The following is a 25,796-nucleotide window of genomic DNA, read 5'->3' on the forward strand; positions in this document are numbered from 1 at the left end:
ATTAACAAACAATCATTTTTTTAGCAGATAAAATGTTAATTTTGTAATATTAAGTTTGTTACTTTAATTTTTTCTCAATTTTAACCAAATAAAATATTAGGTAATCAAAATGTAATTTGCTTTATTTGGCAAAAATTAACCCAAATATCTTAGTATTATAAATGAGATCCTATTCAATTCAAGAGATTAATGAAGTTATCAATGGTGAAATTTACGGCACAACTTCACACAACATTACTGCAACAGAGCAACTGGAAAAAGCGACATCTTCAGAAATTTCGTTTATAGGAAACAAAAAATACGAAAAACATTGGTGCACATCAAATGCTTCAATTGCAATTGTCAACGAAGATATTTCTATCGAACCTGGTGAAAACCGTGCATTTATCAAAGTAAAAAATGCAGACTTAGCAATGTCTCAAATTTTAGCTCTTTTTGCTCTCCCTACTCCTGTTTTTCATACCAACATTCACAAAACTGCAACTGTTGATGAAACTGCAATTATCGGAGAAGGTGTCAGAATTGGAGCAGGATGCTATATTGGTCCAAAAGTTGAAATTGGATCAAATACAACACTTTACCCAAATGTGACTATTTTAGATGAATGTATTATTGGAGAAAATACTACTATTTGGTCTGGAACTGTAATTCGAGAGCGTTGTCATATTGGCCACGATTGTATTATTCATCCAAATGCTACAATTGGAGCAGATGGATTCGGGTTTCGTCCATGTGCTAAAAATGGTTTGGTAAAAATCCCTCAAATCGGTAATGTAGTAATTGGAAATAGAGTTGAAATTGGTGCAAATACTTGCGTAGATCGTGGTAAATTTAGTTCAACTATTATTGGAGACGGCTGTAAAATTGACAATTTAGTACAAATTGGACATAATAGTAAGTTAGGTAAATTTTGCATTATGGCCGGTAACAGTGGTCTAGCAGGTTCTGTAACCTTAGGAAACGGAGTTATAATTGGCGGAAGCGCATCTATAAAAGACCACACCTCTATTGGAGATGGTGCTGTAATTGGTGCTGGATCTGGTGTCACAGGAGATGTTCCTGCAGGAAAAACGATGCTGGGTTATCCAGCCGTTGAAGCTCGAGACGCGCTAAAACAATGGGCAATTTTAAAACGAATGGTTTGCAGTACTAAGAAATAGTTTAACCAAAATTATAAAAAAGCAGAAGTATAAACTTCTGCTTTTCTATATAATCTAATTTTAAATTCCCAAACCTTTTCCCATGATTATATATTCTATTTATTTCAATTGATTTTGTAAATTAGCCAACACTATTTTATAAAATCAATACTATATCATGGATTTAAACTTCAATAAAAACGAAGATCACAATAAATTACTTCTTTCAGAACTAAAACAAAAATTTGCCAAAGTAAAATTAGGCGGAGGCGAAAAAAGAATCGAAAAACTGCATGCTGAAGGAAAAATGACAGCTCGCGAAAGAATTGCTTATTTATTGGATGAAAATTCAAAAAGTATTGAAATTGGAGGTTTTGCTGGCGAAGGAATGTATCCAGAACACGGCGGATGCCCTTCGGGAGGTGTTGTGGTAAAAATTGGCTACATTAAAGGAAAACAATGCATTGTTGTTGCTAATGATGCAACAGTAAAAGCTGGAGCATGGTTTCCTATAACAGGAAAGAAAAATCTTCGTGCGCAAGAAATTGCAATGGAAAACAGGCTTCCAATTATTTATCTTGTAGACAGCGCAGGAGTTTATCTGCCAATGCAAGATGAAATTTTTCCAGATAAAGAGCATTTCGGACGTATTTTTAGAAATAATGCTCAAATGAGCAGTATGGGAATTACCCAAATCGCGGCCGTCATGGGAAGCTGTGTTGCCGGCGGTGCTTATCTTCCCATTATGAGTGACGAAGCCTTAATCGTTGATAAAACAGGAAGTATTTTCCTTGCAGGAAGTTATCTTGTAAAGGCGGCAATTGGCGAAACTATAGACAATGAAACTTTAGGTGGCGCAACAACACATTGCGAAATTTCGGGCGTAACCGATTATAAAGCCAAAGATGACAAAGACGCTTTAGATAAAATAAAAAATATTGTAGATAAAATTGGGGATTTTGATAAAGCAGGTTACAGCCGAATCAAAGCAGAAAAACCAGCTTTAGAACCAAATGATATTTACGGAATCCTTCCAAAAGCGAGAAGCGAACAATACGATATGATGGAAATCATCAAACGTTTGGTTGATAATTCAGAATTTGAAGCTTATAAAGAAGGTTACGGACAATCTCTAATTACAGGTTATGCCAGAATTGATGGTTGGGCTGTCGGAATTATTGCCAACCAGAGGAAAGTTGTTAAAACCAAAAAGGGTGAAATGCAGTTTGGCGGTGTTATTTATTCTGATAGTGCCGATAAAGCAACTCGTTTTATTGCCAATTGCAATCAGAAAAAAATTCCGTTGGTATTTTTGCAAGATGTTACTGGTTTCATGGTAGGTTCAAAATCTGAACATGGCGGAATTATTAAAGACGGAGCCAAAATGGTAAATGCGGTAAGTAACTCGGTGGTTCCTAAATTTACTGTTATTGTCGGAAATTCATACGGAGCAGGAAATTATGCCATGTGTGGAAAAGCTTATGATCCTAGATTAATCTTCGCTTGGCCAAGTGCCGAACTTGCTGTAATGGGCGGAACTCAAGCCGCAAAAGTCTTAGCTCAAATTGAAGCATCTTCGCTTAAAGCGAAAGGAGAAAAAGTTGATGAAGCAAAAGAAACAGAGTTATTCAATAAAATAAAAGCACGTTATGATGAGCAGACTTCTCCTTATTATGCTGCATCAAGATTATGGACAGATGCAATCATTGATCCTTTAGAAACCCGTAATTGGATTTCGATGGGAATCGAAGCTGCAAACCACGCTCCTATTCAAAAACCATTTAATCTAGGAGTCATTCAGGTCTAACGATTTAAGAATTCTCAACAATACGTTAAATAAAAAGCAAAAAACTTATTTTCAAGGAGTTAAAAATAAATATCTGATTAAAAATTAGTAACTTAGTATATAATTTTTAATCACACAACATCATGGAAAATGTAAAAAGTTTGAATAAATGGGCAAATTCGCACACTTATTTACCAGTTGATTTAGTACGTATTGTTTTGGGTGGATTCTTATTTATGAAAGGTGTCTCTTTCGTCACCAATATTCAATACCTGCATGATTTGATTTCCCCTATTGATAAGTATGGCGGAGGTATGTTTATGCTACATTACATTGCTCCAGCCCATATGATTGGTGGTATAATGATTATTTTTGGACTTTTAACCAGATGGGCTATTGCAGCACAATTACCAATCTTATTTGGTGCAGTTCTCATTAACTTTATGGGAAAAATGCACTCTGAAAGTTTAGTTTTAGCATTAATCGTTTTATTTGTCTGCATCTTTTTCCTATTCTACGGAAGCGGTAAACACTCGGCAGATTACTATTTTAAAATGCAACAATAACACCTTAAGTCCTCATTTTATTGAGGACTTTTTTTTGAGTGTTAATTAATTCTATAAAATTTCTTTAATTGCGTTTTATGACTTAAATTCGCCGACATGAATTGGATTCGTAAAACCATTGTTTTAATTACGCTTTTGTTAGCAGGATTGTTTGCCTATCAAGCAGACCAAGCTTCTGCGCGTATAATTGAAACAGAAAAATCGGACACCAACTTCTGTAAAGACATTCCCGATTCGTCAGCATTTATTCAGCCTCAGGGAAGTTACCAGTTTGCAGCAAATATCAAAACAAATCCTACCGGAATAATTAAATGTTTTGATACGCTCTTACCGCTAATACCACAACATCAAACCGTTACTTATACTACAGCATACACTAAACTCTTTACTACTCAATGTAAAAAGGTTTCAGTCATACTCTATGCTTTCCATTTTTTCTGGTAAATAAATACTTGATTTTCCCTTAGAGAATTTATTCTTCAAGCACTTACGTAGCTGTTTTCAAACCGAAAACTGCTTTGAATATCATTTATTTATTTCATTAAAAACATTATGGAAACTACTACCACAATAATGGGTATTGTGATTTTAATTATTGTTGCAATCCCTGTATACTTTTCTGCACGTTCATCTGCGGCAAGTAAATCAAGAATTTTAAATATCAAGAAACGATTCAACCCAAATCATCCAGAAGATTTTGATTTGACAGAATCAATCAACAATAAGACTTTGACAATTGATCAAAAAAACAATAAGTTCATTTTAATGAATTTCAATCCAAATCAGCAAGAATCAACATATGTCGACTTAAATACAATTGCATCAAGCAAATTAATTCCGACAACAGACGCTGGTTCAGATACAATTATCAAAATTGATTTTGAATTTCAAGAAAAAGAAACATCTAAAAAAATATTAATTCCATTCTATGATTTTGATGATGACCGCATCAAACAAATTAGTGTCTATCAAGATCATCAGTTTGCGAAAAAATGGCTTAAAATCATCCAAGATTCTATATCACGTTAATTATTTAATTCAATAAAGAGGCTCAATTTTGAGTCTCTTTTTTTTTACAGTTTTTATGATATTTGTCATTTTATGTCTTCGCGTTAAGCTTTAATTTTGATATAAACTAAATCCGTTATTATGAAAATTTCTTTGACTCAAAAGTACAACGTCCCAGGTCCAAGATATACTAGTTATCCAACGGTTCCATATTGGAATGAATCTGATTTTACTTCAGAAAAATGGATTACTACTTTACAAAAATCATTCATAGAAAGCAATTCAAAGAACGGAATCAGTTTATATATTCACCTACCATTTTGCGAAAGCATGTGCACTTTCTGCGGATGCAACAAACGTATTACCAAAAATCATTCAGTAGAAGAAAAATACATTCAGGCAGTTCTTAAAGAATGGAAAATGTATTGTGATTTACTTCCTGAAAAACCTGTAATTAAAGAAATACATTTAGGCGGAGGAACGCCAACATTCTTCTCAAAAGAAAACCTGGAGAGCCTTATAAATGGGATTTTTAAAAATGCTGTAAAAGCAGCAAATCATGAATTTAGTTTTGAAGGGCATCCAAATAACACAACATACGAACAGCTTAAAAAATTATATGATTTAGACTTCCGCCGAGTAAGTTTTGGAGTTCAAGATTACTCTGCCACTGTTCAAAAAGCCATAAATAGAATTCAGCCATTTCACAATGTTGCTAAAGTGACTTTTTGGGCAAAAGAAATTGGTTATACTTCAATAGGACATGATATTATCTTTGGACTTCCATTTCAAACCATCGAAGATGTAATTGATACCGTAGAAAAAACAAATTCATTAAAACCTGATAGACTAGCATTTTATAGCTATGCACATGTGCCTTGGATAAAAGGAAACGGACAACGTGGTTTTAATGATGAAAATCTTCCAAAAGATTCTGAAAAGAGAAAATTATATGAAATAGGAAAAAAACTTCTAATTCAAAATGGTTATCATGAAATTGGCATGGATCATTTTGCATTAGAAGACGATAGTTTGTACAAAGCTGCTCATAACAGAAAACTTCATCGAAACTTTATGGGTTATAGCGCTTCTAAAACACAAGTTATGATTGGGCTTGGCGTATCTTCTATAAGCGATAGCTGGTATAGTTTTGCACAAAATACTAAAAGCCTTGAAGAATATTATGAGATTATAGAATCTGCTAGGCTTCCTGTTGTAAAAGGTCATATTTTGAACGATGAAGACCTTATCATTAGAAAACATATTCTGAACTTAACCTGCGAATTGGAAACATCCTGGACTGCAGAATCTCTAAACTTTGCTGAACTTCCTGAGGTTTTAATTGCTTTGAAAGAAATCGAAAATGATAATTTAATTGTTATTGAAAACAACAAAATCAAAATTACAGAAGAAGGAAGACCTTTTGTACGTAATATTTGTATGGCTTTCGATTTGCATCTAAAAAGAAAGTCACCGGAAACAAATCTGTTTTCGATGACTGTATAAAATCTTTTAAATATATTTTTCTTAGTGGCAGTTTGGAGTCTGCTGTACAAATAAACTCATGTTTGAAGGAGAAATATACGGAATTCCTAATCCCAATCCTCTAAGGATAAATAAAACTCCAATGATAACTGCAACATAAGGAATTGCCTTTTGAATTTTATTTCGAAATGGCAATTTCAATAATGTATTGACATAAACCACAATAGTCATTAACGGAATTGTTCCTATTCCAAACAAAAGCATGTAAAAAACGCCATAAGTGGCACTTTGCATAGCAATTGCCCCAAATAAAGCAACATAAACCATTCCGCATGGTAAAAATCCATTTAGAAGACCAATTGTAAAAAGAGATTTGTAGCTCTTATTTTTAAACTGACTTCCAAGATTGGCTTTAACTTTTGATATGATTTTATAAACTGGTTTAGAAAAGTTGTATTGAGCAAATTTTTTCTCAGGAATACAAACTACAATAATCATTATTACACCAATAATAATTGACATTTTCTGTTGTAATCCCGCCAGGAAAAAACCTCTTCCCAGTAATCCAAAAATCAGTCCGATTGTGGCGTAAGCTGTTAATCGACCAAAATGATAGGTCATAATCTGCGTTACCTTTTTGGCTTCATTTTGCCTATCTACAGGAAGCATCATGGCAATTGGCCCACACATTCCAACACAATGCAAGCTACTGATCAAACCTAAAAAGAAAGCTGAGAATAACATTTTTGATTTAGTTTACGTAAATAACTTCTTTAGTGAGATATTTTTTGCCTTCATACTGCCATTCCATATTCACATCCCAGCGTCCTTTTATTAATTTTTTCTGCGGAATAATGATTTCTGAATTAGTTAAGGCAATTTGAGTATTAAAGTCGAATTTTTTGTTTGAAGGTCTATATAATTGAATATTTCCTTTCACTTTACTGCTTTCAAATCCTACTGGAAAAACAACAGCAACACCGTCTCCAGTATATTTTATTGATGGCTTATGCTGCAAATCATGCGCATTTTGAATTCTCGCCATTTCTTCCTGAAAGTGTGTATCATGTTTGTAATATTCTTCGACAACCAAATCATTATCGTATTTAGAATTTGACTGCACTTCAAACACAAAATATAAAATAAAGGTCATAAACAATGCGAATGCAATGACGATTCCAGTTCCCCAATTCAATTTCATAATAGTATATTTTTAATTAAAACTTCGTGGTCCTAAGAAATTTGTAGTTGTTGTTTCTAGGAGTTCAGAACCATTGTAAACCCCTATTTTTACTTTTGTTTTATCACTTTCCAATAAAACTTCATCAATTTCGATAAACAATGTTCCTTGAGAAATTCCTTCTTTTGCAACTTTAAAATGTCTTTTACCAACATTCTTAATTTCTCCTTTTTGATCGATTAATTCGAAATGAATATCATTGTAATCTTTCATTGTTTTGTTTACAATTTTATACGTGTAAACATTACTGATTTTTTCCCCATTATGCTGGAATAACTGACCTGGTAAACGTAAAACTACCGCTTGCACATCTGTTCTTAAAAACAGCATTCCAACAAAAATACTCAATAAAATAAACAGGACAGCTGTGTATCCTTTCATTCTTGAAGTAAATTTAAAAGGTTCTTTTTTGGCAATTTCATCTTCAGAAGCATAACGAATAAGACCTTTTGGCAATCCTACAGATTCCATAATATGGTCACATTCATCGATACAAGCTGTACAGTTGGTACATTCTAACTGTGTACCGTTTCGGATGTCAATTCCCATAGGGCAAACGTGAACACATTGAAGACAATCTATACAATCTCCTTTACCCGTTAATGCTCTATCTTCATTTTTTTTGAATTTTGCACGGCCTTCTTCCTTTTCACCTCTAACAAAATCGTAGGCAACATTAATAGATTTATTGTCTAAAAGTACACCTTGCAATCTTCCATAAGGGCAAGCAATGATACAAACCTGTTCACGAAACCATACAAAAACGAAATAGAAAATACCAGTAAATATAAGCAGCGCGATGAAATTGCTAGCTTGTACAACTGGTCCTTGCTCAATCATTAAAAATAAAGTATCACTACCTACTAGATAAGCCAAGAATACATTTGCTATAAGGAAAGAGATTAAAAAGAAAATAGTCCATTTAATTAGTCTTTTTCTAATTTTCTCACCATTCCATTCTTGCTTTGCTAAACGAGATTGTGCGCCACGATCTCCATCAATCCAATATTCAATTCGACGGAAAACCATTTCAAGGAAAATAGTTTGCGGGCAGATCCAGCCGCAAAATATTCTTCCGAAAACAACGGTAAATAAAATTATAAATACAACGCCAACAAGCATTGAGATTACGAAGAGATAAAAATCTTGTGGCCAAAAAGGAAATCCAAAAATATTAAAACGACGTTCCAAGATATTGAACATCATAAACTGGTTTCCATTTATTTTGATAAACGGATTTATGAATAAAATTGCCAATAAAACGTAGCTGACAATTTTTCTATAATCATAAAATTTACCAGACGGTTTTTTAGGAAATATAAATTTTCGTTTGCCACCTTCATCTATTGTTCCAATGGTATCTCTAAAAGCTTCGTCTGGTAAATTTGACATGATATTCTAATTATTTTTTAACTTCTGTGGTATCTTTTGCAGTTGCAGCTGCATCGGTTTTAGGAGCGCTATCGTCTACCCAAACTTCTCCTTCTGGTTCTTTTGGATCTTTAGGATTGCTTCCTTGCAAAGACAAGATATAACTTGCAACTTTTTGTATTTCTTTTGGTTTAAGGGTTCCTTTCCAGGCAATCATCCCTTTACCATCTCTACCTCCATTTGTAATGGTATGGAATAAGTTTTTAATTCCTCCTCCTAAAATCCATTTATCATCTGTAAGGTTTGGTCCAATCTGACCTCCTGCATCGGCACGGTGACAAGCTGCACAGTTTGTTGTAAAGATTTCTTTTCCTGCGGCTAAACTTGGTTCGTCAGTTAATAAAACAACTGTTTTTTCGTCCATCAAATCTGGAGCAGTTTTCATATATTCTTCGACATCAATTTTTGCTTGCGCCATTTCTTTTTTCAATTCCATTTCCTGATCATCCGCTCCTAAAACATCATAACGAACTACATAAATAACTCCGAAAATGATACAGATGTAGAATAAATACACCCACCATGGCGGTAAATTATTATCTAACTCTTTGATTCCGTCATAATCATGATCCATCAATAAGTCGGCTTCTTTTTCAATTGGTTCTGTTTTAGTCAATTTGTGCATTAGGTTTTTAAACCAAGTGCTTTCTTTGAAGCTTAAACTTTCTTCAAGTTCTTTTTGCGCTTTTTCTTCTGGCGATAGCAATTGATACATCACTCTATTTACAGCACTAAGTGTAATTTCGATGGCAATCAGAATAAACAAAAAGACAAATAAAAAGAGCGAAACCATAGGGAATTTTACAAAAGCTGGCTTATCGCCTGAGTCTATAAAATATTCCATCAAAGCAAATACGATGAAGAAAATCAACGGTACTCTAACATATACTGGGAAAAACTTTTTCATTTTTATCTATCTTTTGTGATTACACTAAGTCCTTCATCTAAAGGTATATTACTCATTTCTTGAATTTTTTCTTTTCTATAAGAGAATACCCAAATACCTAATCCTACAAAAAAGAAGAAGAAAATCAAGAGGGAAATAATCGGGTATAATTCTACACCCGATATTGTTTCCATATTGTGTTTTATTTGTTCAAACATAATGCTGTTATTTAGTTTCTTTTACTTTAATATCAGTACCAAGTCTTTGAATATAAGCAATCAAAGCAACGATTTCTCTTTCATTCATCGGAATGAATTTCTCACCTTTTGCAGCAGCTTTTTTGCGACTGTCTTCATAACTCTTAACAAAATCAGGATCGCTTTCTAAGCTTTTTTCTATCTTAACTGCCTGCTCTCTTAAAGTTTTTTGTGCGTTAGCAACTTCTTCTGGAGAATATGGCACACCTAATGAAATCATTGCCTGCATTTTCTTTTGTGTCAATGAAATATCCATTGGTTTATTATCAAATAACCACTTATATCCTGGCATAATTGATCCTGCAGATGTACTTTGCGGATTCCACATGTGGTTAAAGTGCCAATTGTCATTATACTTACCACCTACTCTTAATAAATCTGGACCTGTACGTTTTGATCCCCATAAGAATGGATGGTCGTAAACAAACTCTCCTGCTTTTGATTGAACTCCGTAACGTTCAACCTCACTTCTAAATGGACGAACTGACTGTGAATGACATCCAACACAACCTTCTCTGATATATAAATCACGTCCTTCAAGCTCTAAAGGTGTATATGGTTTTACACTTGAAATAGTTGGTATATTTGATTTTACCATAATTGTTGGCACAATCTGAATAATACCTCCAATTAAAATTGCAATAGTTGCTAAAATGGTTAACTGAATTGGTTTTCTTTCTAACCATGAGTGGAATTTCTCTCCACTTAATCTACTGCTTTTTATTGTTTGTAAAGCCGGAGCCTGAGCCAATTCATCTTCAATTGTATTACCCGCTTTTACTGTCATGATAATGTTGTAAACTAATGTCAACATACCTATTAAGTAGAGAGACCCTCCGATAGCTCTCATCCAATACATTGGCATAATCGCCGTAACTGTTTCTAAGAAGTTACCATAAGTTAAAGTTCCGTCTGGGTTAAATTGTTTCCACATAGACGCTTGTTGGAAACCAGCCACATATAATGGAATTGTATAAACGATAATACCTAAAGTTCCAATCCAGAAATGGAAGTTTGCCAATTTCTTAGAGAATAATTCTGATTTTGTCATTCTTGGAATCAACCAATAAATAATACCAAATGACATGAAACCATTCCAAGCTAAAGCTCCTACGTGTACGTGTGCTACGATCCAATCGGTATAGTGCGCAATAGCGTTTACATTTTTTAAAGATAACATCGGACCTTCAAAAGTCGCCATACCGTAACCTGTAATCGCTACAACAAAGAATTTTAAAACTGGTTCTTCACGAACTTTATCCCAAGCTCCTCTTAATGTTAAAAGACCATTGATCATACCTCCCCAAGATGGAGCGATTAACATTACAGAGAATGCAACCCCAAGATTCTGAGCCCAGTTTGGCAATGCAGAATATAATAAGTGGTGTGGTCCTGCCCAGATATAGATAAAGATTAAAGACCAAAAGTGAATAATAGATAATCTATATGAGTAAACAGGTCTGTTCGCAATTTTTGGAACGAAATAGTACATTAATCCCAAGAATGGAGTTGTAAGGAAGAATGCTACCGCATTGTGTCCGTACCACCATTGCACTAGAGCATCCTGAACACCTGCATACACAGAGTAGCTTTTTAAAGCAGAAACCGGAATTTCGATGTTGTTAAAGATATGCAGTACCGCTACCGTTACAAATGTTGCTAAGTAAAACCAGATTGCAACATATAAGTGACGTTCTCTACGACGCAGCATTGTACCAATCATATTGATACCCATAACAACCCAAATTAAAGCAATTGCAATGTCAATTGGCCACTCTAGCTCTGCATATTCTTTAGAAGAAGTATAACCCAACGGAAGTGTAATTGCGGCGGCTACAATAATTAACTGCCATCCCCAGAAATGAAGGTTACTTAAAAAATCACTAAACATTCTGGCTTTTAGCAATCTTTGCAGCGAGTAGTACATACCGGCAAAGAATGCATTACCCACAAAGGCAAAAATAACTGCATTAGTGTGCAATGGTCTTAATCGGCCGTAACTCAGCCACGAAATCCCATCTGTCATGTTGGGAAAAAGGTACATTACCGCTAAGGTAAGTCCCACTAACATACCCACAACTCCAAAAAGTATTGTGGCGTAAATGAATTTTTTTACAATTTTGTTGTCGTAATAAAACTGTTCCATTTCCATAATTATACTTGTTTTTCTTCGATTGGTGAATTATTATTTTGGGAATTAATTTTGGTTTCGTCATCAAAAAGAATTCTGACTGATGGGGTATAATCATCATCGTATTGCCCAGTTTTGACAGCCACGATAAAGGCAATAAAGAAACAGATTGCCACAAAAATACTTACTGAAATTAATAGATAAATAACACTCATACCTTAGATTTATATTAACAAAATTACTTCGTTAAGGGCGCATAAAATATGATAATTATCATAGAGAAAAAGAATATGTTAAATTTAATAAAATATATTCTTTAATAATTTATAATCATTCTAAATTTCTGTTACTGAAATAGTTAGACATAAAAGTAACAAAACTTACAATCGTAATCGTGCTCAATGGCATGATGATAGCCGCAACTAATGGAAGTAGGTTTCCTGTGACCGCAAATGCAAGTCCAACAACGTTGTACAGCAATGACAGGCCAAAACTCATCTTTATAATAGAAATTGCTTTATGTGAAAGCTTCAAAAAGTAATTGAGACGTGAAAACTCCGATGCATCAAGAATTGCATCACATGCAGGAGAAAAAACGTTCACATTTTCAGAAATAGAAATCCCGACGTTACTTTGCGCCAATGCTCCAGCATCATTGAGTCCATCACCAACCATCATTACATTTTGTCCTTTTTCTTGAAGTTTCTTTATGTATTCAAGTTTTTGCTCTGGTTTTTGATTGAATATTAACTCAGTACCTTTTGGCAGAATAGCTTCTAAATTTCCTCTTTCGCCATCATTGTCACCAGAAAGTACTTTAATTTGATACTCTTTACTCAAGTTTGCAAAAAGTTTTTCTAGGCCTTCGCGATATTGATTCTGGAAAGTATATTTTCCAAAATAGATCTCTCCTATTTTAATATGTAATGCCGTTTTTTCAATTTCTGAACCATCTGCAACTATATCATTTACAAATTGTCCAGAACCAATTTTAATTTCTTTTCCTTCAATAGTTGCTAAAATTCCCTTACCTGTAATTTCCTGAAATTCTTCTATAGTAATACGCTTGGCATCTGGCAGAAAATCGTAAAGCATTCGGCTTAATGGGTGGTTTGAACCACGTAATACACTCTTAATCAATACAACATCCGAATCTAAAATAGGTTTTCCTTCATATACTATATTCGATTTTTTGTTGGTAGTAATTGTTCCTGTTTTATCAAAAACAATCGTATCAACTTTTGCGAGCTGCTCGATCACAATGGCATTTTTTAAATAAAATTTCTTTTTACCTAAAATTCGTAATATGTTTCCAAAAGTAAACGGAGCAGTAAGCGCCAACGCACAAGGACAAGCTACGATTAGCACCGCTGTAAAAACATTAAAAGCTGTATTAGCGTCTATAAAAATCCAATAACCAAAACCAGCAAATGCAATGAGCAATAATATGGGGGTAAAATATCGGCTTATTGCATCTGTTATGGTTTTGTGTTTCTGATCTACTTTTTTCTGAAAAATTTCATTACTCCATAATTGCGTCAAATAACTCTGTGAAACTGAATACAATACTTCCATTTCTATTACTTTCCCAATCTGTTTTCCTCCCGCAAATACTTTATCACCAGATTTTTTAGTAATTGGAACAGCTTCCCCTGTAACGAAACTATAATCTATCTCTGCGCTTTCACTAATTAAAATTCCATCAACAGGGATAAGTTCTTGATTTCTAATCAACAATCGATCTCCTTTTAAAACATCATAAATAGCAACATTATCTTCAGATGCATCTTTATTAATTTTAGTAACGGCAATCGGGAAATAGGATTTAAAATCTCTTTCAAAGCTTAGGAAACTATAGGTTTTAGTTTGAAACATTTTACCAAGAAGCATAAAAAATACTAAACTCGCTAAACTGTCAAAAAAACCGGGACCGTGATCCATTAGCATATCATAAGTACTGCGAATAAACATCACGATAATACCTAATGCAATCGGAATATCAATGTTAAGCATTCTGGTTCTAATACTGTGGTAAGCAGAAATATAATATCCGCTTGCTGAATATAAGAAACTTGGCAATGCTAAAAGAAAAATCAGTAATCTGAAAAACGGTTTGTAACTATCCAACCAGAATTCTTTCATTTCGAAATATTCTGGAAATGAAAGCAACATAATATTTCCGAAACAAAAGAATGCAACACCTAATTTATAGGTTAAACTTCGGTCTACTTTTACTTCTGCTGTTCCATAATTTTCTAAACTAATATAAGGCTCATAACCTATTGAGTTTAAAAGATATGCAATTTCTTTTAAAGAAACCACATCAGAATTGAAGGTAATTCTAACCTTTTTTTCGTGGAAATTAACTTGAGATATACTTATTCCAGGTTGAAGACGATTTAGATTTTCTAGAATCCAAATACAAGAACTGCAGTGAATATGTGGAATATTTAGCGAAACAATTGACGTGTTTCCTTCCTGAAATTCTAAAACCTTTGCGAGTATGGTTTCATTTTCTAAAAAATCATATTTTCCTTTGATGTCTTGCGGTGTGGCTCCCGGAGACTTTTCAAAATCATAATAAGATGTTAGGTCATTGATGCTGAAAATTTCGTAAACTGTTTTACAGCCTGTGCAACAAAACTTCTTATCATCAAAATCAATTTCTTCATTTTGTTCAATAGTTAAACCACAATGAAAACAACTTTGCTCCCTCATAAACTTGTTTTTATATGCCACAAATTTCCAATTAAAGCACAATTATTAAGATGATAATTGTCATGTAATCTTGAAATTGAATTCTAATTTAATAAAATAAAACAGTCTAAATTAAGCCCTACCGTAATTTATTATATTTTTACCATATAATAGTCAATTATACCCTTAAATATCCTTATTTTTGCTGCAAACAAATATTGTCATGAATAAATGTGATCAATGCATTGTACGCCAGCTAAGCTCATTAAAAGCCCTTAACAAAGAAGAAGTTATAAAATTAGCCAGCAGCAAAACCTCTTACAAGATTAAAAAAGGTGAAGCCATTTTTGAAGAAGGCGAAGTAACCAATGGTGTTTTTTGTATAAAAGATGGTGTTGGTAAACTTTCAAAATTGAGTGCAAACGGAAAAGATCAAATTGTAAAATTGGTAAAATCTGGAGAACTTCTTGGACAACGCTCTATGATTAGTAATGAGCCGGCAAACTTGACTGCAAAAGCAATTGCCGACATGGAAGTTTGTTTTATTCCTAAAACCGAAATCATCAATTTCTTTAATAATAACAATCAGTTTTCTTTAAATCTGATGCAATCTGTATGCGAAGATTTGAAAGAATCTGAGAATGAAAAAATTGCCTTAGTTCAAAAAACAGTTAAGCAGAGACTTGCTGAAACTTTATTGCAACTGCATGATGAATTTGGAGAAGATACCGACAAAACCCTTAAAGTTCAACTAACAAGAGAAGAACTTGCGGGCATCATTGGCACTGCAACAGAAAGCTGCATTCGTTTATTATCTGATTTTAATAAATTAGGATTAATAGAATTAGTCGGCAAAAAAATTATGCTTAAAGACGTTCGCGCTTTAAAAAAATTAGCAGATAACTAAAGTTTTTTAGCTTCATTCCAGAAAACATCCATTTCTGTAAGCGTCATATCCATTAATGGTTTGCCTAATTCGTTTGCTTTACTTTCTAAGTATTGAAAACGCTTTATAAATTTTTTATTGGTTCTTTCTAAAGCATCTTCTGGATTTACATTTAAGAATCTAGCATAATTAATCATAGAAAACAAAACGTCGCCAAACTCGTCTTCAATTTTATCTTGATTTCCAGTTTTTACTTCGTCTTGTAATTCTTGTAATTCCTCTTGCACTTTATCCCAGACTTGATGCGGCTCTTCCCAGTCAAAACCTACACCTTTTACTTTATCTTGAATTCTACTTGCTTTAACCAGTGCAGGAAGGCTTCTTGGCACGCCCTCTAAAACTGATTTTTTTCCTTCTTTTAGTTTCAGTTTTTCCCAATTCTGTTTTACTTCTTCTTCATTTTCTACTTTCACATCTCCGTAAATATGTGGATGACGGTGAATTAGTTTTTCACAAATTTCATTGCAGACATCAGCAATATCAAAATCATTGGTTTCACTGCCTATTTTAGCGTAAAAAACAATATGGAGCAGCAAATCTCCCAATTCCTTTTTTACTTCATTTAAATCGTTGTCCAAAATAGCATCTCCCAACTCATACGTTTCTTCGATTGTTAGGTGTCTTAATGTTTGTAGGGTTTGTTTTTTATCCCACGGACATTGTTCACGAAGTTCATCCATGATATTTAATAATCTTTCAAATGCTTTTAACTGGTTTTCTCTGCTCATTTTGAAGTTTTCTATTGATTTAAACTCGATTTCTGTAAAATTAAAAAATCCTGTCAAGAAAACATCTTAACAGGATTATTTTATGATTAAAGAAAAACTACTATTCTTCTTTTTTAGCTTTTGCTTTTTTTGCTGCTGGAGCTTTTTTTGGTTTTTCTTCAGCAACTGGGGCTTCTTCTTTTGGTTCTTCAACTGCAGGAGCCAAATCTGTAACCAAACCTTTAGCTTGAAGCGTGTTGTACCAGTTTAATACTTTTTTGATATCTGATGGATAAACTCTCTCTTCGTCATAATCTGGAAGAATTTGTTTGAAATAAGCAGACAAAGTAGCATTGTCTTCTTTATGAGAAATCGCTTGTCCTTTATTTTCTTTAACGGCAATCTGCTGCATTACTTCAGTTAACGGTTTTTCGCCTTCATAAGTATAAATCGAAATTTCAGACAATAAACTTACATTGCTTTTTAGATTTACAGTAATCTTCTTCCCATCAATTAATGATTCCGCCACAAAACCTGTACGAGTTTGTACTTTCAATTCGTATAAACCTGGTTTTCCTGAAATGGCTAAAATTTTCGTTAAATTCATTTTTATTAAAATTAGTATTAAGAATTTGATTTATTATTTTGTTTCCAACTATTTAGAAAACTTATCTTGCTTTTTTAGCTGCAAAAAATTTCATTCTATATTCCTGAGACGTTTTTCCCTCAGTAATATTTTTCAATTTCTTTTGGATTAAACGTTTCTTTAGAGATGAGATTTTATCTGTAAACAATATTCCTTCAATATGGTCGTATTCATGTTGAATAACTCTTGCGATTAATCCGTCGAATACTTCCGTTTTCATAACGAAATCTTCTTCACAATATTCGATTGTAACAGTTGGTTTTCTGTAAACGTCTTCACGCACATCAGGAATACTCAAACAACCTTCATTAAATCCCCACTCTTCTCCTTCTTCTTTAACGATTTTAGCGTTGATAAAAGTCTTTTTAAAACCTTTCAAATCTTTTTGTTCCTCTGAAGGAAGATCCTCATCATCACTAAAAGGCGTTGTGTCAATGACAAACAAACGAATTGGCAGTCCAACTTGCGGTGCTGCAAGTCCAACCCCATACGCATTGTACATGGTCTCGTACATATTTGCGATCGTTTCTTTTAGATTTGGATATTCTGATGTAATATCCTGCCCTACTTTTCTTAAAACAGGATCACCGTATCCTACAATTGGTAAAATCATTTGTTTTTATTTATGTTTTTATGTGCTGCAAAAACAGAATTAAAGTTCTGATATTTCAGCTGGCAAAAATAGTAAAAAATAGTCAAGAATGATTCTAATAATCTATTATATCGTATTTTTTACAAGCTGTTAAAAATCTCATCCATAATTATGCCAAAATCACTCCTACAATTCTTACCTTTGCTAGTAAACCTCTCTTTATGATTGATAAGATTTCGAAATTTACAAACAGCACTTCCTTTCTCAATGCCTCTAAAGTAACTATCGCTTCTGTTGTTCCTGTTTTGGTTTTAAATTTTCTAGGTCATTTTGAAATTGGTTTCACGATTGCATTAGGTGCTTTCTATACTTATCCCAGCGATATTCCGAGTTCTCTTGGTCATAAAATAAAAGGGCTAATTGCTGCTTCTTTTATTGTTTCGGGCGTTAATCTACTGGTAAATCTCGTTTATCCGTATCCGCTCCTTTTTTATATTTTTTTAGGTTTTCTGTTGTTTTTATGTTCTATGATTTCGGTTTATGGACAACGAGCAACGTTAATTTCTTTCTCTGCCTTATTATCTATTTCTCTTTCTTTTGGGCATTTGCATGAAGGTTGGGCTGCTTTTGAATATTCTGGTTTTATTTTTATTGGAGGAATTTTATACCTCATAGTTTCTCTTGTTTTTCATTTTGTACAGCCCTATAAATATGTCGAATTACAAATTGCAGAAGGAATAAAACTTACTGCTAAATATCTAAAATTAAGAGGTGATTTATGGAGTCCAGAAGCTAACAGGCAAGCAATTATTGAAAAACAGCTGGCAGTTCAAGTAGAACTAAATCTAATTCATGAAGATTTAAGAAAAATGTTAATCGGAAACCAGAATGCATCTGGAATAACGAGCCAGAACCGAAAAATGCTTTTGGTTTTTATTACTTTAGTCGAAATTCAAGAATTGGCGCTTTACACTTCTTTTGACCATAGTAAACTTCATCAGAAATTTGCCAAACATCCTGATGTTTTAAGGACCTATCAAAATGTAGCTTATAAACTGGCTTCAACCCTCAAAAAACTCTCCAAAAATGTCAATCATATCAGTGTTTATGTCGATAAGCATGATTTGAAAAATGAATTGGATGCACTTGAATTTGCCATTTTTGACTATGAAAAAACATTAGGAAAAGAAGAAGCTGCAGAAGGTGTTTTAATGCTGACCAATATGCTGAAATATGCTAAAAATCAGGTTGGAAAAATTAAAACTATTCAGCGTGCGCTTTCTTTGGCAATGCAATCTTATAAACTGAAAGATCAAGACAAAGAGCTCGAAAAATTCTTAACTCCACAATATTATCCGTTACGAACTTTAATTGAGAATTTAAGTTATTCTTCTTCGATTTTCAGGCATTCGATAAGATTAACGATCACTATTTTGATTGGTTTTTTCCTCGGACAAGTTTTGCCTTTTCAAAACGTCTATTGGATTCTGCTGACCATTGTAGTAATCATGCGCCCAGGCTATGGTTTAACAAAAGAGCGATCGTACAACAGAATATTCGGAACTGTTTTAGGAGGAATTTTAGCTTTCGGAATTGTATCTGTTATTCAGAATCACGTTGCACTGAGCATTTTTTCAATTGTATGCATGCTTCTAGGAATTTCATTTACGCAAATCAACTATAAAATAAGCGCAACATTTGTTACAATGTATGTAGTTTTTATCTACGGAATTTTAACACCTGATATTAACGAAGTAATTCAATACAGAATATTAGATTCACTTGCGGGAGCAATTTTAGCTTTTATTGCCAATCAGTTTTTATGGCCAGCTTGGGAATTCATAAATACGCCAATTCATATTGAAAACACAATTCGGGCGAATAGAAATTATCTAAAAGAAATTGCTGATTTTTATAATAAAAAAGGAGAAGTTCCAACTTCGTATCGTTTAGCACGAAAAAATGCTTTTGTTGAAATAGGAAATTTAATGACTTCTTTCCAACGTATGATGCAGGAACCTAAATCAAAACAAAAAACAATGCCTTTGGTAAATAAATTGGTGGTTTTAAATCATTCTTTATTATCTGCTTTAGCGTCATTGTCAACTTATATTCAATCGCATCAAACGACTTCTGCTTCTGACTCTTTTAATTATATCATCAAGACTATTCTCGCCAATTTAGATCACTCGATTTCCATTTTACGAAACGAAGTTATAATACAAGATACTTTTTTTGAAAAAGAAGATGTGACATTACAGTTTGAGGAATTAAAACGAAAACATTTTACACGCTTGGCTGAAGATGATGATTTGGATAAAGAAACGCGTCAAGCAAAAATGCAAGAAGCCCAAATGGTAATCGAGCAACTGATTTGGATGAGCAATCTAGCAGAAAAAATTCTAAAAAACACAACCGACCTAAAAGCAACAAATCCAGATTAATTCATCTGGATTTGTTTTTTATATTTCAATAATGAGAAGCTTTAATTTAATTTTAAAACTTCTGCAGTTTGTTTTCTAAGTTCTTCTAAAAGTTCTGGCTTATCATTTAAAGTCTGACCGTAAGAAGGAATCATTGTTTTTAATTTTGCTTGCCATTCTGGTGTTTTAATTTGATGCGTAAAACATCTACTAACCAAATCAACCATAATTGCTACAGCAGTAGAAGCACCAGGAGAAGCGCCTAATAAAACTGCCAAACTTCCGTCGTGCGTATTAATTACTTCAGTACCAAATTCTAAAACCCCACCTTCTTTTTCATCTTTTTTGATCACCTGAACACGTTGTCCTGCTTTTTCCAATTTCCAATCTTTAGAACGTGCTGTTGGCAAATATTCACGTAAAGCTTTCATTCTGTCTTTTGGAGACTGACGAACTTGCTCGATCAAATATTTCGTTAATGGAATATTATGATATCCTGCAGCCAACATCGGGATTAAATTGTTTGATTTAATAGACAACGGCAAATCTAAATAAGAACCATTTTTCAAGAAACGAGTCGAGAATCCTGCAAATGGTCCAAAAAGAAGTGCTTTCTCTCCGTCAATTACACGAGTATCAATATGAGGAACAGACATTGGAGGAGCTCCAACACTTGCTTTTCCATAAACTTTTGCTTGATGTTTAGCAATTACCTCAGGATTTGTACATTTTAGCCATTGTCCGCTTACAGGGAAACCTCCATATCCGTTTCCTTCTGGAACATTTGCTTTTTCTAATAAAGGAAGAGAACCTCCTCCTGCACCGATAAATACAAATTTAGTATAAGCTTTACGAGTATTTCCTGTTGACAAATCTTTAATTTTAATTCTCCAAGATTTATCTTCACGCTGTCTTAGTTTTTTAACTTCGTGATTGAAATACAAAGAAACACCGTCTAATTTTTCTAAGTAATTGAACATACTTCTTGTTAAAGCACCAAAGTTAACATCGGTACCAATTTCCATATGTGTTGCTGCTAATTTTTCATCAGCATTTCTGCCTTCCATTACCAATGGCATCCATTTTTGAAGTTGTTCAAAATCGGTGCTAAAAGTCATATCGGCAAAGATTGGGTTGCTTTGAAGCGCTTCGAATCTCTTTTTTAAATAATCTACGTTTTTATCTCCCCACACAAAACTCATATGAGGTACGCTTTTAATAAAATTATCCGGAGACGGCACTTTATTTTGCTGCACTAGGTAAGACCAAAACTGGCGAGAAATCTCAAATGATTCTGCAATGCTAATTGCTTTTTTAGGATCTATGCTTCCGTCTGCCTTTTCTGGAGTATAATTTAATTCGCAAAAGGCAGAGTGTCCTGTTCCAGCATTATTCCAAGCATCAGAGCTTTCAGCAGCAGCAACATCTAATCTTTCGTAAATTTCAATTTTTATATCTGGTTGTAATTCTTTCAAAATTACCCCAAGAGTGGCACTCATTATTCCAGCGCCAATGAGTACTACATCACTATTTGAACGTATGGTTTCGTCAGGCATAACAGTATTTTTATTTAAAGTGCAAAGGTACTTTTTTAATTGCAAAAAAAAACTAATTTTTAGATGATAAAAGTTAGGATTTTCTAAAAACCTTTAAATTATAAATAAAAAATACGACGAAGAGCGTTATTTTTTTGCGGAAAGATAATCTTGAAGCATAATTGTGGCAGAAATTTCGTCTATTAATCCTTTATTCTGACGTTGCTTTTTACTTAAACCACTGTCGATCATGGTTTGAAATGCCATTTTTGAAGTAAAACGTTCATCGACACGAATCACTTTCATCTCTGGAAAAATATTCGAAAAATGAGTTGCAAAACCATTAATCACAGAAGCACTCTCAGAAGGCATTCCGTTCATTTGTTTTGGTTCGCCAATTAAAACCGCTTCGACTTTTTCTTTTGCAAAATAATCTTTCAGAAAGTCGATCAAAGTATGTGTTGGAATCGTTGTTAAACCCGAAGCAATAATTTGCATTTCGTCTGTAACAGCAATACCTGTGCGCTTTTGTCCGTAATCTATCGAAAGAATTCTTGGCATGTTTTATTTTTTCAGCAAAGGTAAATATTTTTCCTATCCTTTCCCAAAATAACCAGGAAATGCAATTTATATTTTTTTTTGTCAGAAAAAAACTTTTATTTTCATTAAAAAAAAATACTTTTGCGCAAAAAAAAAATTTACTAAAAAACAAGGCTTTTATTCTATCAGTACAAATGAGTAATTACAAAACGAATTTAATTTTATTTATAAATAGATTTATCCTAATTGTTGCAGTTTATCAAATCTGCAGAATTCTTTTTTACTGCGTCAATCTCGAATTATTTAATAACTTAAGCATAAGAGTTTTTTCTGGCGGTTTGCTTTTTGATCTAGCTGCGGTTGCTTATATCAACATACCTTTTTTAATTGCACATCTTTTTCCTGGTAATTTTAAATACAGTCCGAAATACCAAAAGATTTTGCTTATATTATTTTACGCAGTTAATCTTGCTTTTATTGCAACCAATTTTATTGATATTATTTACTATCGTTTTACTGGCCGAAGAAGCACCTACGCAATGATTACCGCAGACGGAATGGAGCATGATGTAATCCGATTAATTCCTTCTTTTTTAAAAGAGTTTTGGTATATCGCGATTCTCTTTATAATTACAGGTTTTGTTTTATGGAAACTACTTCCTAAAGCAAAAAGCCCTATTACGCCTAAAGAATTGAATAGACGAGATTATGTACAAAAAGCCATTTATACTGTTATTTCAATTTTTGTAGTTCTATTAATGATACGCGGAGGTGTACAAAAAAAACCTATTAAGATTGTTGACGGAATGCGATATGGAAATTTAAATACCTCTGCTTTGGTTTTAAATACTCCTTTCACTATTCTAAAAACCGCTTTTAAGAAAAAAGAACTTGAAAAAGTGCATTATTATAGCGATTCTGAATTAAAATCAATCTATAATCCTGTTCTTTCTATAAACCCTAAACTGCCTGCTGATAAAAAAAATGTAGTTGTAATTATTCTAGAAAGTTTTGGAAACGAAAACATTCACTGTGGTCAAACTCCTTTTTTAGATTCGTTAATTACAAAAGCTCACTATTTTAAAAACGGATTTGCTAACGGAAAAGTGTCTATCGATGCGGTTCCATCAACTATATCAAGCATTCCTAGTTTAATGAATAATTCTTTTATAACCTCGGGTTATGCATTAAACAAGACAAAAAGTCTTCCGCAAATCTTGAAAAAGGAGGGTTATAATACTTCTTTTTTTCATGGCGCTTTTAACGGAAGTCAAAATTTTGATCAATATTGTAAAGTGGCAGGTTTTGATGAATATTATGGTAAAGACCAATATGTAGGAAGTCCAGCATTTGACGGAAAATGGGGTATTTTTGACGAAGAGTTTTTACAATTTTTCGCTGCAAAACTTACTTCTTTCAAACAGCCTTTCTTTAGTTCTATATTCACGATTTCATCACACAATCCTTATATAATTCCTGAAAAGTATAAAGGTAAATTCCCAAAAGGAAATACAGAAATCCAAGAAAGTATTGCATATACAGATTTTGCGCTTCGAAAATTTTTCAAAAGTGCTAAAAAAGAAAAATGGTACAACAATACTCTTTTTGTAATAACAGCCGATCACACATCTTCTAGCGGAACTTCAGAAGCAGATAAGACAAATGTTGGTAAATTTAGAATTCCAATATTGTTCTTTGATCCTTCAAATCCAAGTTTCAATGTTGCTGATGAGAAGAACTTTCAACAAATCGATATTATGCCTAGCATACTTGATTATTTAAATATAAAAGCAGAAATAATATCTTTTGGAAAAAGCTTCAAATCTCAACAAAATTTTGCGGTTTATTACCTTCAAGACACTTACCACTGCATTGTCGATGACTATTATCTTGCTTTTGCAAACAATCGTACTATCGGTTTATACAATTGGAAAAAAGATACTTTATTGAAACATAATTTAATTGAAACGAATAAACCAAAAGCAAACGAACTTGAACGTTTTTTAAAAGGTTACATTCAATCTTTCAACAATCGAGTAATAGACAATCAACTAAGTTTTGATTAATAATTGATAAATAAAAAATCCGCCTTGAAAATATTTCAAGACGGATTTTTATCCAAATATTCAAACCTAAAAAATAACTCAATTTATCTTCCGAACAATCGGCCGAAAAAACCTCTGTGTTCTTCCTCTTCTCCTGCATCCTCTTCTTCTGAGTAATTAGCAAACTTAGATTGCGATTTTTCGTGTTCGTAAATCAACTCCTTAATATATTCAACGTAAGTTCTCTTTTTCTCTTCTAAGAAACCAATTAAGTACTTTTCGCTAAATTCTACTCCACTTGCTGCTTCAATCTGTAACAACTTTTTGTATAAAGGCTCAATATGCATCGCAATTACTTCTTGCGGTACAGCTTGTCTTCTTCCGAAATAATTTACGATAACATCGTTTTCGTCGCGGGCAATTTCAAAATCTGTAATTACCCAATAGTATCTTCCAGACTTTGCAAGGTTTTTTACAATAGCATGAAAGTTTTTCCCGTTTTTAAGATTCTCCCAAAGCACTTTAAAAATAACTTTTGGCATATCTGGGTGGCGTATGATATTATGAGGCTGGCCCATTAATTCATAATCTTCGTAACCACAAACGTCTACAAATACTTCGTTGGCGTATTCTATAATTCCGTATGCGTTTGTTTTACTCATAATAACCTGAGTTTTATCCCAGCTTACTTCTTTGTCAATGATTACTCTGTTTTGAAGGTGATTTTCTTGATTCATATTTTACTGCTTATATGATTATTTATGGAATGGAATGTTGATCAACACTGCGAAATTAAAGCGAAGAAAAAGCACAAATCCTGACTTTTGTCATATTTTGATATAAAAAAAACTTTTAGCGGTAATGGTATTAATTAAAAACAGATACAGCTTTTTTGATTTTACAAATAAGAAACAAAAAGTTAAATATGTAACATTTTCAAACCGTTTTGCTTTTTTGCATTTCTACAAATACCTTATCTTTGCCAAAAAATTAAACGTATGAATTCTTTACAGACTATAATTGAACAAGCTTGGGAAAACAGAGCTTTATTGCAAGAAACTACAACTACTGACGCCATTAGAGAAGTAATCGAATTGGTAGACGCAGGAAAATTACGTGTTGCTGAACCAGTTGGTGACAAATGGCAGGTAAACGAATGGGTTAAGAAAGCAGTTGTAATGTATTTCCCGATTCAAAAAATGGAAACATGGGAATCTGGTATTTTTGAATACCACGATAAAATGTTGCTAAAGAGAAATTATGCTGAAAAAGGAATTCGTGTGGTACCAAACGCTGTAGCTCGTTACGGTGCTTACATTTCAAGCGGTGTAATCTTAATGCCAAGTTACGTAAACATTGGAGCTTATGTAGACGAAGGAACAATGGTTGATACTTGGGCAACTGTAGGAAGCTGTGCTCAAATTGGTAAAAACGTGCACTTAAGTGGTGGTGTTGGTATTGGTGGTGTTCTTGAGCCATTGCAAGCTGCTCCAGTTATTATCGAAGATGGCGCTTTTATTGGTTCTCGTTGTATCGTTGTTGAAGGTGTTCACGTTGGAAAAGAAGCAGTTCTTGGAGCTAACGTATGCTTAACAGCATCTACAAAAATTATCGATGTTACAGGTGATGAGCCAGTTGAAATGAAAGGTTATGTACCAGCTCGTTCTGTGGTTATTCCTGGAAGCTTTAAAAGCATTAAATGTTGATGCACATGGTCTGGATGAAATGGATAACAA

General features: G+C 33.3%; 23 protein-coding genes and 1 pseudogene. 10 read left to right on the plus strand and 14 right to left on the minus strand.

From position 1 onward, the window contains the following. The first annotated feature begins 161 nt into the window (after window positions 1-161). The 6 genes from lpxD (at window position 162) to hemN (ending at window position 6,005) form a co-directional block, all read left to right on the plus strand. Window positions 162-1,160 carry a UDP-3-O-(3-hydroxymyristoyl)glucosamine N-acyltransferase gene (gene lpxD, locus B3J44_RS07325; protein WP_286967453.1) on the plus strand — a complete coding sequence of 333 codons (999 nt, stop codon included), beginning with the start codon at window positions 162-164 and terminating at the stop codon, window positions 1,158-1,160. Between the two features lie 157 nt (window positions 1,161-1,317). Beyond that, window positions 1,318-2,946 carry an acyl-CoA carboxylase subunit beta gene (locus tag B3J44_RS07330; protein ID WP_198857155.1) on the plus strand — a complete coding sequence of 543 codons (1,629 nt, stop codon included), beginning with the start codon at window positions 1,318-1,320 and terminating at the stop codon, window positions 2,944-2,946. Window positions 2,947-3,068: 122 nt separating this feature from the next. Continuing rightward, window positions 3,069-3,491, plus strand: coding sequence for a DoxX family protein (locus B3J44_RS07335; RefSeq protein WP_198857154.1), 423 nt, complete (start codon window positions 3,069-3,071; stop codon window positions 3,489-3,491). 96 nt (window positions 3,492-3,587) lie between these two features. Beyond that, window positions 3,588-3,935 (plus strand): hypothetical protein, encoded by a 348-nt coding sequence (locus B3J44_RS07340; protein ID WP_286967456.1) that lies wholly within the window; start codon window positions 3,588-3,590, stop codon window positions 3,933-3,935. 108 nt (window positions 3,936-4,043) lie between these two features. Further along, window positions 4,044-4,520 (plus strand): hypothetical protein, encoded by a 477-nt coding sequence (locus B3J44_RS07345; protein ID WP_095930909.1) that lies wholly within the window; start codon window positions 4,044-4,046, stop codon window positions 4,518-4,520. Window positions 4,521-4,640: 120 nt separating this feature from the next. Further along, a complete protein-coding gene (hemN, locus tag B3J44_RS07350) occupies window positions 4,641-6,005 on the plus strand; it encodes an oxygen-independent coproporphyrinogen III oxidase (RefSeq protein WP_286967459.1) in 1,365 nt (454 codons plus the stop codon). 21 nt (window positions 6,006-6,026) lie between these two features. Here hemN and B3J44_RS07355 read toward each other — a convergent pair whose 3' ends face one another. The 8 genes from B3J44_RS07355 to B3J44_RS07390 all read right to left on the minus strand — a co-directional run bounded on the left by B3J44_RS07355 (window position 6,027) and on the right by B3J44_RS07390 (window position 14,647). Further along, complete coding sequence (locus B3J44_RS07355) at window positions 6,027-6,728, minus strand: sulfite exporter TauE/SafE family protein (protein WP_286967461.1); 702 nt, start codon at window positions 6,726-6,728, stop codon at window positions 6,027-6,029. A gap of 7 nt (window positions 6,729-6,735) precedes the next feature. After that, window positions 6,736-7,185 (minus strand): FixH family protein, encoded by a 450-nt coding sequence (locus tag B3J44_RS07360; protein ID WP_198857149.1) that lies wholly within the window; start codon window positions 7,183-7,185, stop codon window positions 6,736-6,738. A 12-nt stretch (window positions 7,186-7,197) separates the two neighbouring features. Then, a complete protein-coding gene (gene ccoG / locus B3J44_RS07365) occupies window positions 7,198-8,616 on the minus strand; it encodes a cytochrome c oxidase accessory protein CcoG (RefSeq protein WP_286967463.1) in 1,419 nt (472 codons plus the stop codon). A gap of 10 nt (window positions 8,617-8,626) precedes the next feature. After that, the gene (locus tag B3J44_RS07370; protein WP_286967465.1) at window positions 8,627-9,562 is read right to left on the minus strand and encodes a cbb3-type cytochrome c oxidase N-terminal domain-containing protein; all 936 of its coding nucleotides are present in this window, start codon (window positions 9,560-9,562) and stop codon (window positions 8,627-8,629) included. Window positions 9,563-9,564: 2 nt separating this feature from the next. Next, on the minus strand, window positions 9,565-9,759 hold the full coding sequence (locus B3J44_RS07375) for a CcoQ/FixQ family Cbb3-type cytochrome c oxidase assembly chaperone (protein ID WP_111378528.1): 195 nt from the start codon (window positions 9,757-9,759) through the stop codon (window positions 9,565-9,567). Window positions 9,760-9,766: 7 nt separating this feature from the next. Further along, complete coding sequence (ccoN, locus tag B3J44_RS07380) at window positions 9,767-11,950, minus strand: cytochrome-c oxidase, cbb3-type subunit I (RefSeq protein ID WP_286967468.1); 2,184 nt, start codon at window positions 11,948-11,950, stop codon at window positions 9,767-9,769. A gap of 2 nt (window positions 11,951-11,952) precedes the next feature. Next, entirely contained in the window at window positions 11,953-12,144 is a 192-nt protein-coding gene (ccoS, locus tag B3J44_RS07385) for a cbb3-type cytochrome oxidase assembly protein CcoS (protein WP_198857145.1), read from the minus strand. A 115-nt stretch (window positions 12,145-12,259) separates the two neighbouring features. Then, entirely contained in the window at window positions 12,260-14,647 is a 2,388-nt protein-coding gene (locus tag B3J44_RS07390) for a heavy metal translocating P-type ATPase (RefSeq protein ID WP_286967470.1), read from the minus strand. Between the two features lie 202 nt (window positions 14,648-14,849). Here B3J44_RS07390 and B3J44_RS07395 point away from each other — a divergent pair, with 202 nt between their 5' ends. Next, window positions 14,850-15,533, plus strand: a complete 684-nt coding sequence (locus B3J44_RS07395; RefSeq protein ID WP_198857143.1) for a Crp/Fnr family transcriptional regulator — start codon at window positions 14,850-14,852, stop codon at window positions 15,531-15,533. On the opposite strand, the gene mazG is transcribed toward B3J44_RS07395, so the two are convergent. From mazG to def, 3 genes are all read right to left on the minus strand, one after another. Beyond that, window positions 15,530-16,300, minus strand: a complete 771-nt coding sequence (gene mazG, locus B3J44_RS07400; RefSeq protein ID WP_125719529.1) for a nucleoside triphosphate pyrophosphohydrolase — start codon at window positions 16,298-16,300, stop codon at window positions 15,530-15,532. The two genes, B3J44_RS07395 and mazG, sit on opposite strands and share 4 nt — an antisense overlap. A 100-nt stretch (window positions 16,301-16,400) precedes the next feature. Beyond that, the gene (locus B3J44_RS07405) at window positions 16,401-16,886 is read right to left on the minus strand and encodes a DUF5606 domain-containing protein (protein ID WP_286967474.1); all 486 of its coding nucleotides are present in this window, start codon (window positions 16,884-16,886) and stop codon (window positions 16,401-16,403) included. Window positions 16,887-16,947: 61 nt separating this feature from the next. Then, window positions 16,948-17,538 (minus strand): peptide deformylase, encoded by a 591-nt coding sequence (def, locus tag B3J44_RS07410; protein ID WP_278022177.1) that lies wholly within the window; start codon window positions 17,536-17,538, stop codon window positions 16,948-16,950. A 200-nt stretch (window positions 17,539-17,738) separates the two neighbouring features. Between def and B3J44_RS07415 the strand changes: the two genes are divergently transcribed. Continuing rightward, complete coding sequence (locus tag B3J44_RS07415; protein ID WP_198857141.1) at window positions 17,739-19,961, plus strand: FUSC family protein; 2,223 nt, start codon at window positions 17,739-17,741, stop codon at window positions 19,959-19,961. Between the two features lie 41 nt (window positions 19,962-20,002). Here B3J44_RS07415 and B3J44_RS07420 read toward each other — a convergent pair whose 3' ends face one another. Beyond that, a complete protein-coding gene (locus tag B3J44_RS07420; RefSeq protein WP_286967477.1) occupies window positions 20,003-21,496 on the minus strand; it encodes a malate:quinone oxidoreductase in 1,494 nt (497 codons plus the stop codon). 126 nt (window positions 21,497-21,622) lie between these two features. Continuing rightward, entirely contained in the window at window positions 21,623-22,036 is a 414-nt protein-coding gene (gene ruvX, locus B3J44_RS07425; RefSeq protein WP_198857139.1) for a Holliday junction resolvase RuvX, read from the minus strand. A gap of 173 nt (window positions 22,037-22,209) precedes the next feature. Here ruvX and B3J44_RS07430 point away from each other — a divergent pair, with 173 nt between their 5' ends. Beyond that, window positions 22,210-24,081, plus strand: a complete 1,872-nt coding sequence (locus B3J44_RS07430; RefSeq protein WP_286967479.1) for an LTA synthase family protein — start codon at window positions 22,210-22,212, stop codon at window positions 24,079-24,081. Between the two features lie 83 nt (window positions 24,082-24,164). On the opposite strand, the gene B3J44_RS07435 is transcribed toward B3J44_RS07430, so the two are convergent. Then, on the minus strand, window positions 24,165-24,797 hold the full coding sequence (locus tag B3J44_RS07435) for a PAS domain-containing protein (protein WP_198857137.1): 633 nt from the start codon (window positions 24,795-24,797) through the stop codon (window positions 24,165-24,167). A 261-nt stretch (window positions 24,798-25,058) separates the two neighbouring features. On the opposite strand from B3J44_RS07435, the pseudogene B3J44_RS07440 reads away from it, so the two are divergent. Further along, a pseudogene (locus B3J44_RS07440) lies at window positions 25,059-25,748 on the plus strand (2,3,4,5-tetrahydropyridine-2,6-dicarboxylate N-succinyltransferase); the annotation flags it as partial. Window positions 25,749-25,796: the final 48 nt, after the last annotated feature.

The sequence above is a fragment of the Flavobacterium sp. UBA4854 genome, from assembly GCF_002399805.1.
In the GTDB taxonomy this organism is placed as follows: domain Bacteria; phylum Bacteroidota; class Bacteroidia; order Flavobacteriales; family Flavobacteriaceae; genus Flavobacterium; species Flavobacterium ginsengisoli.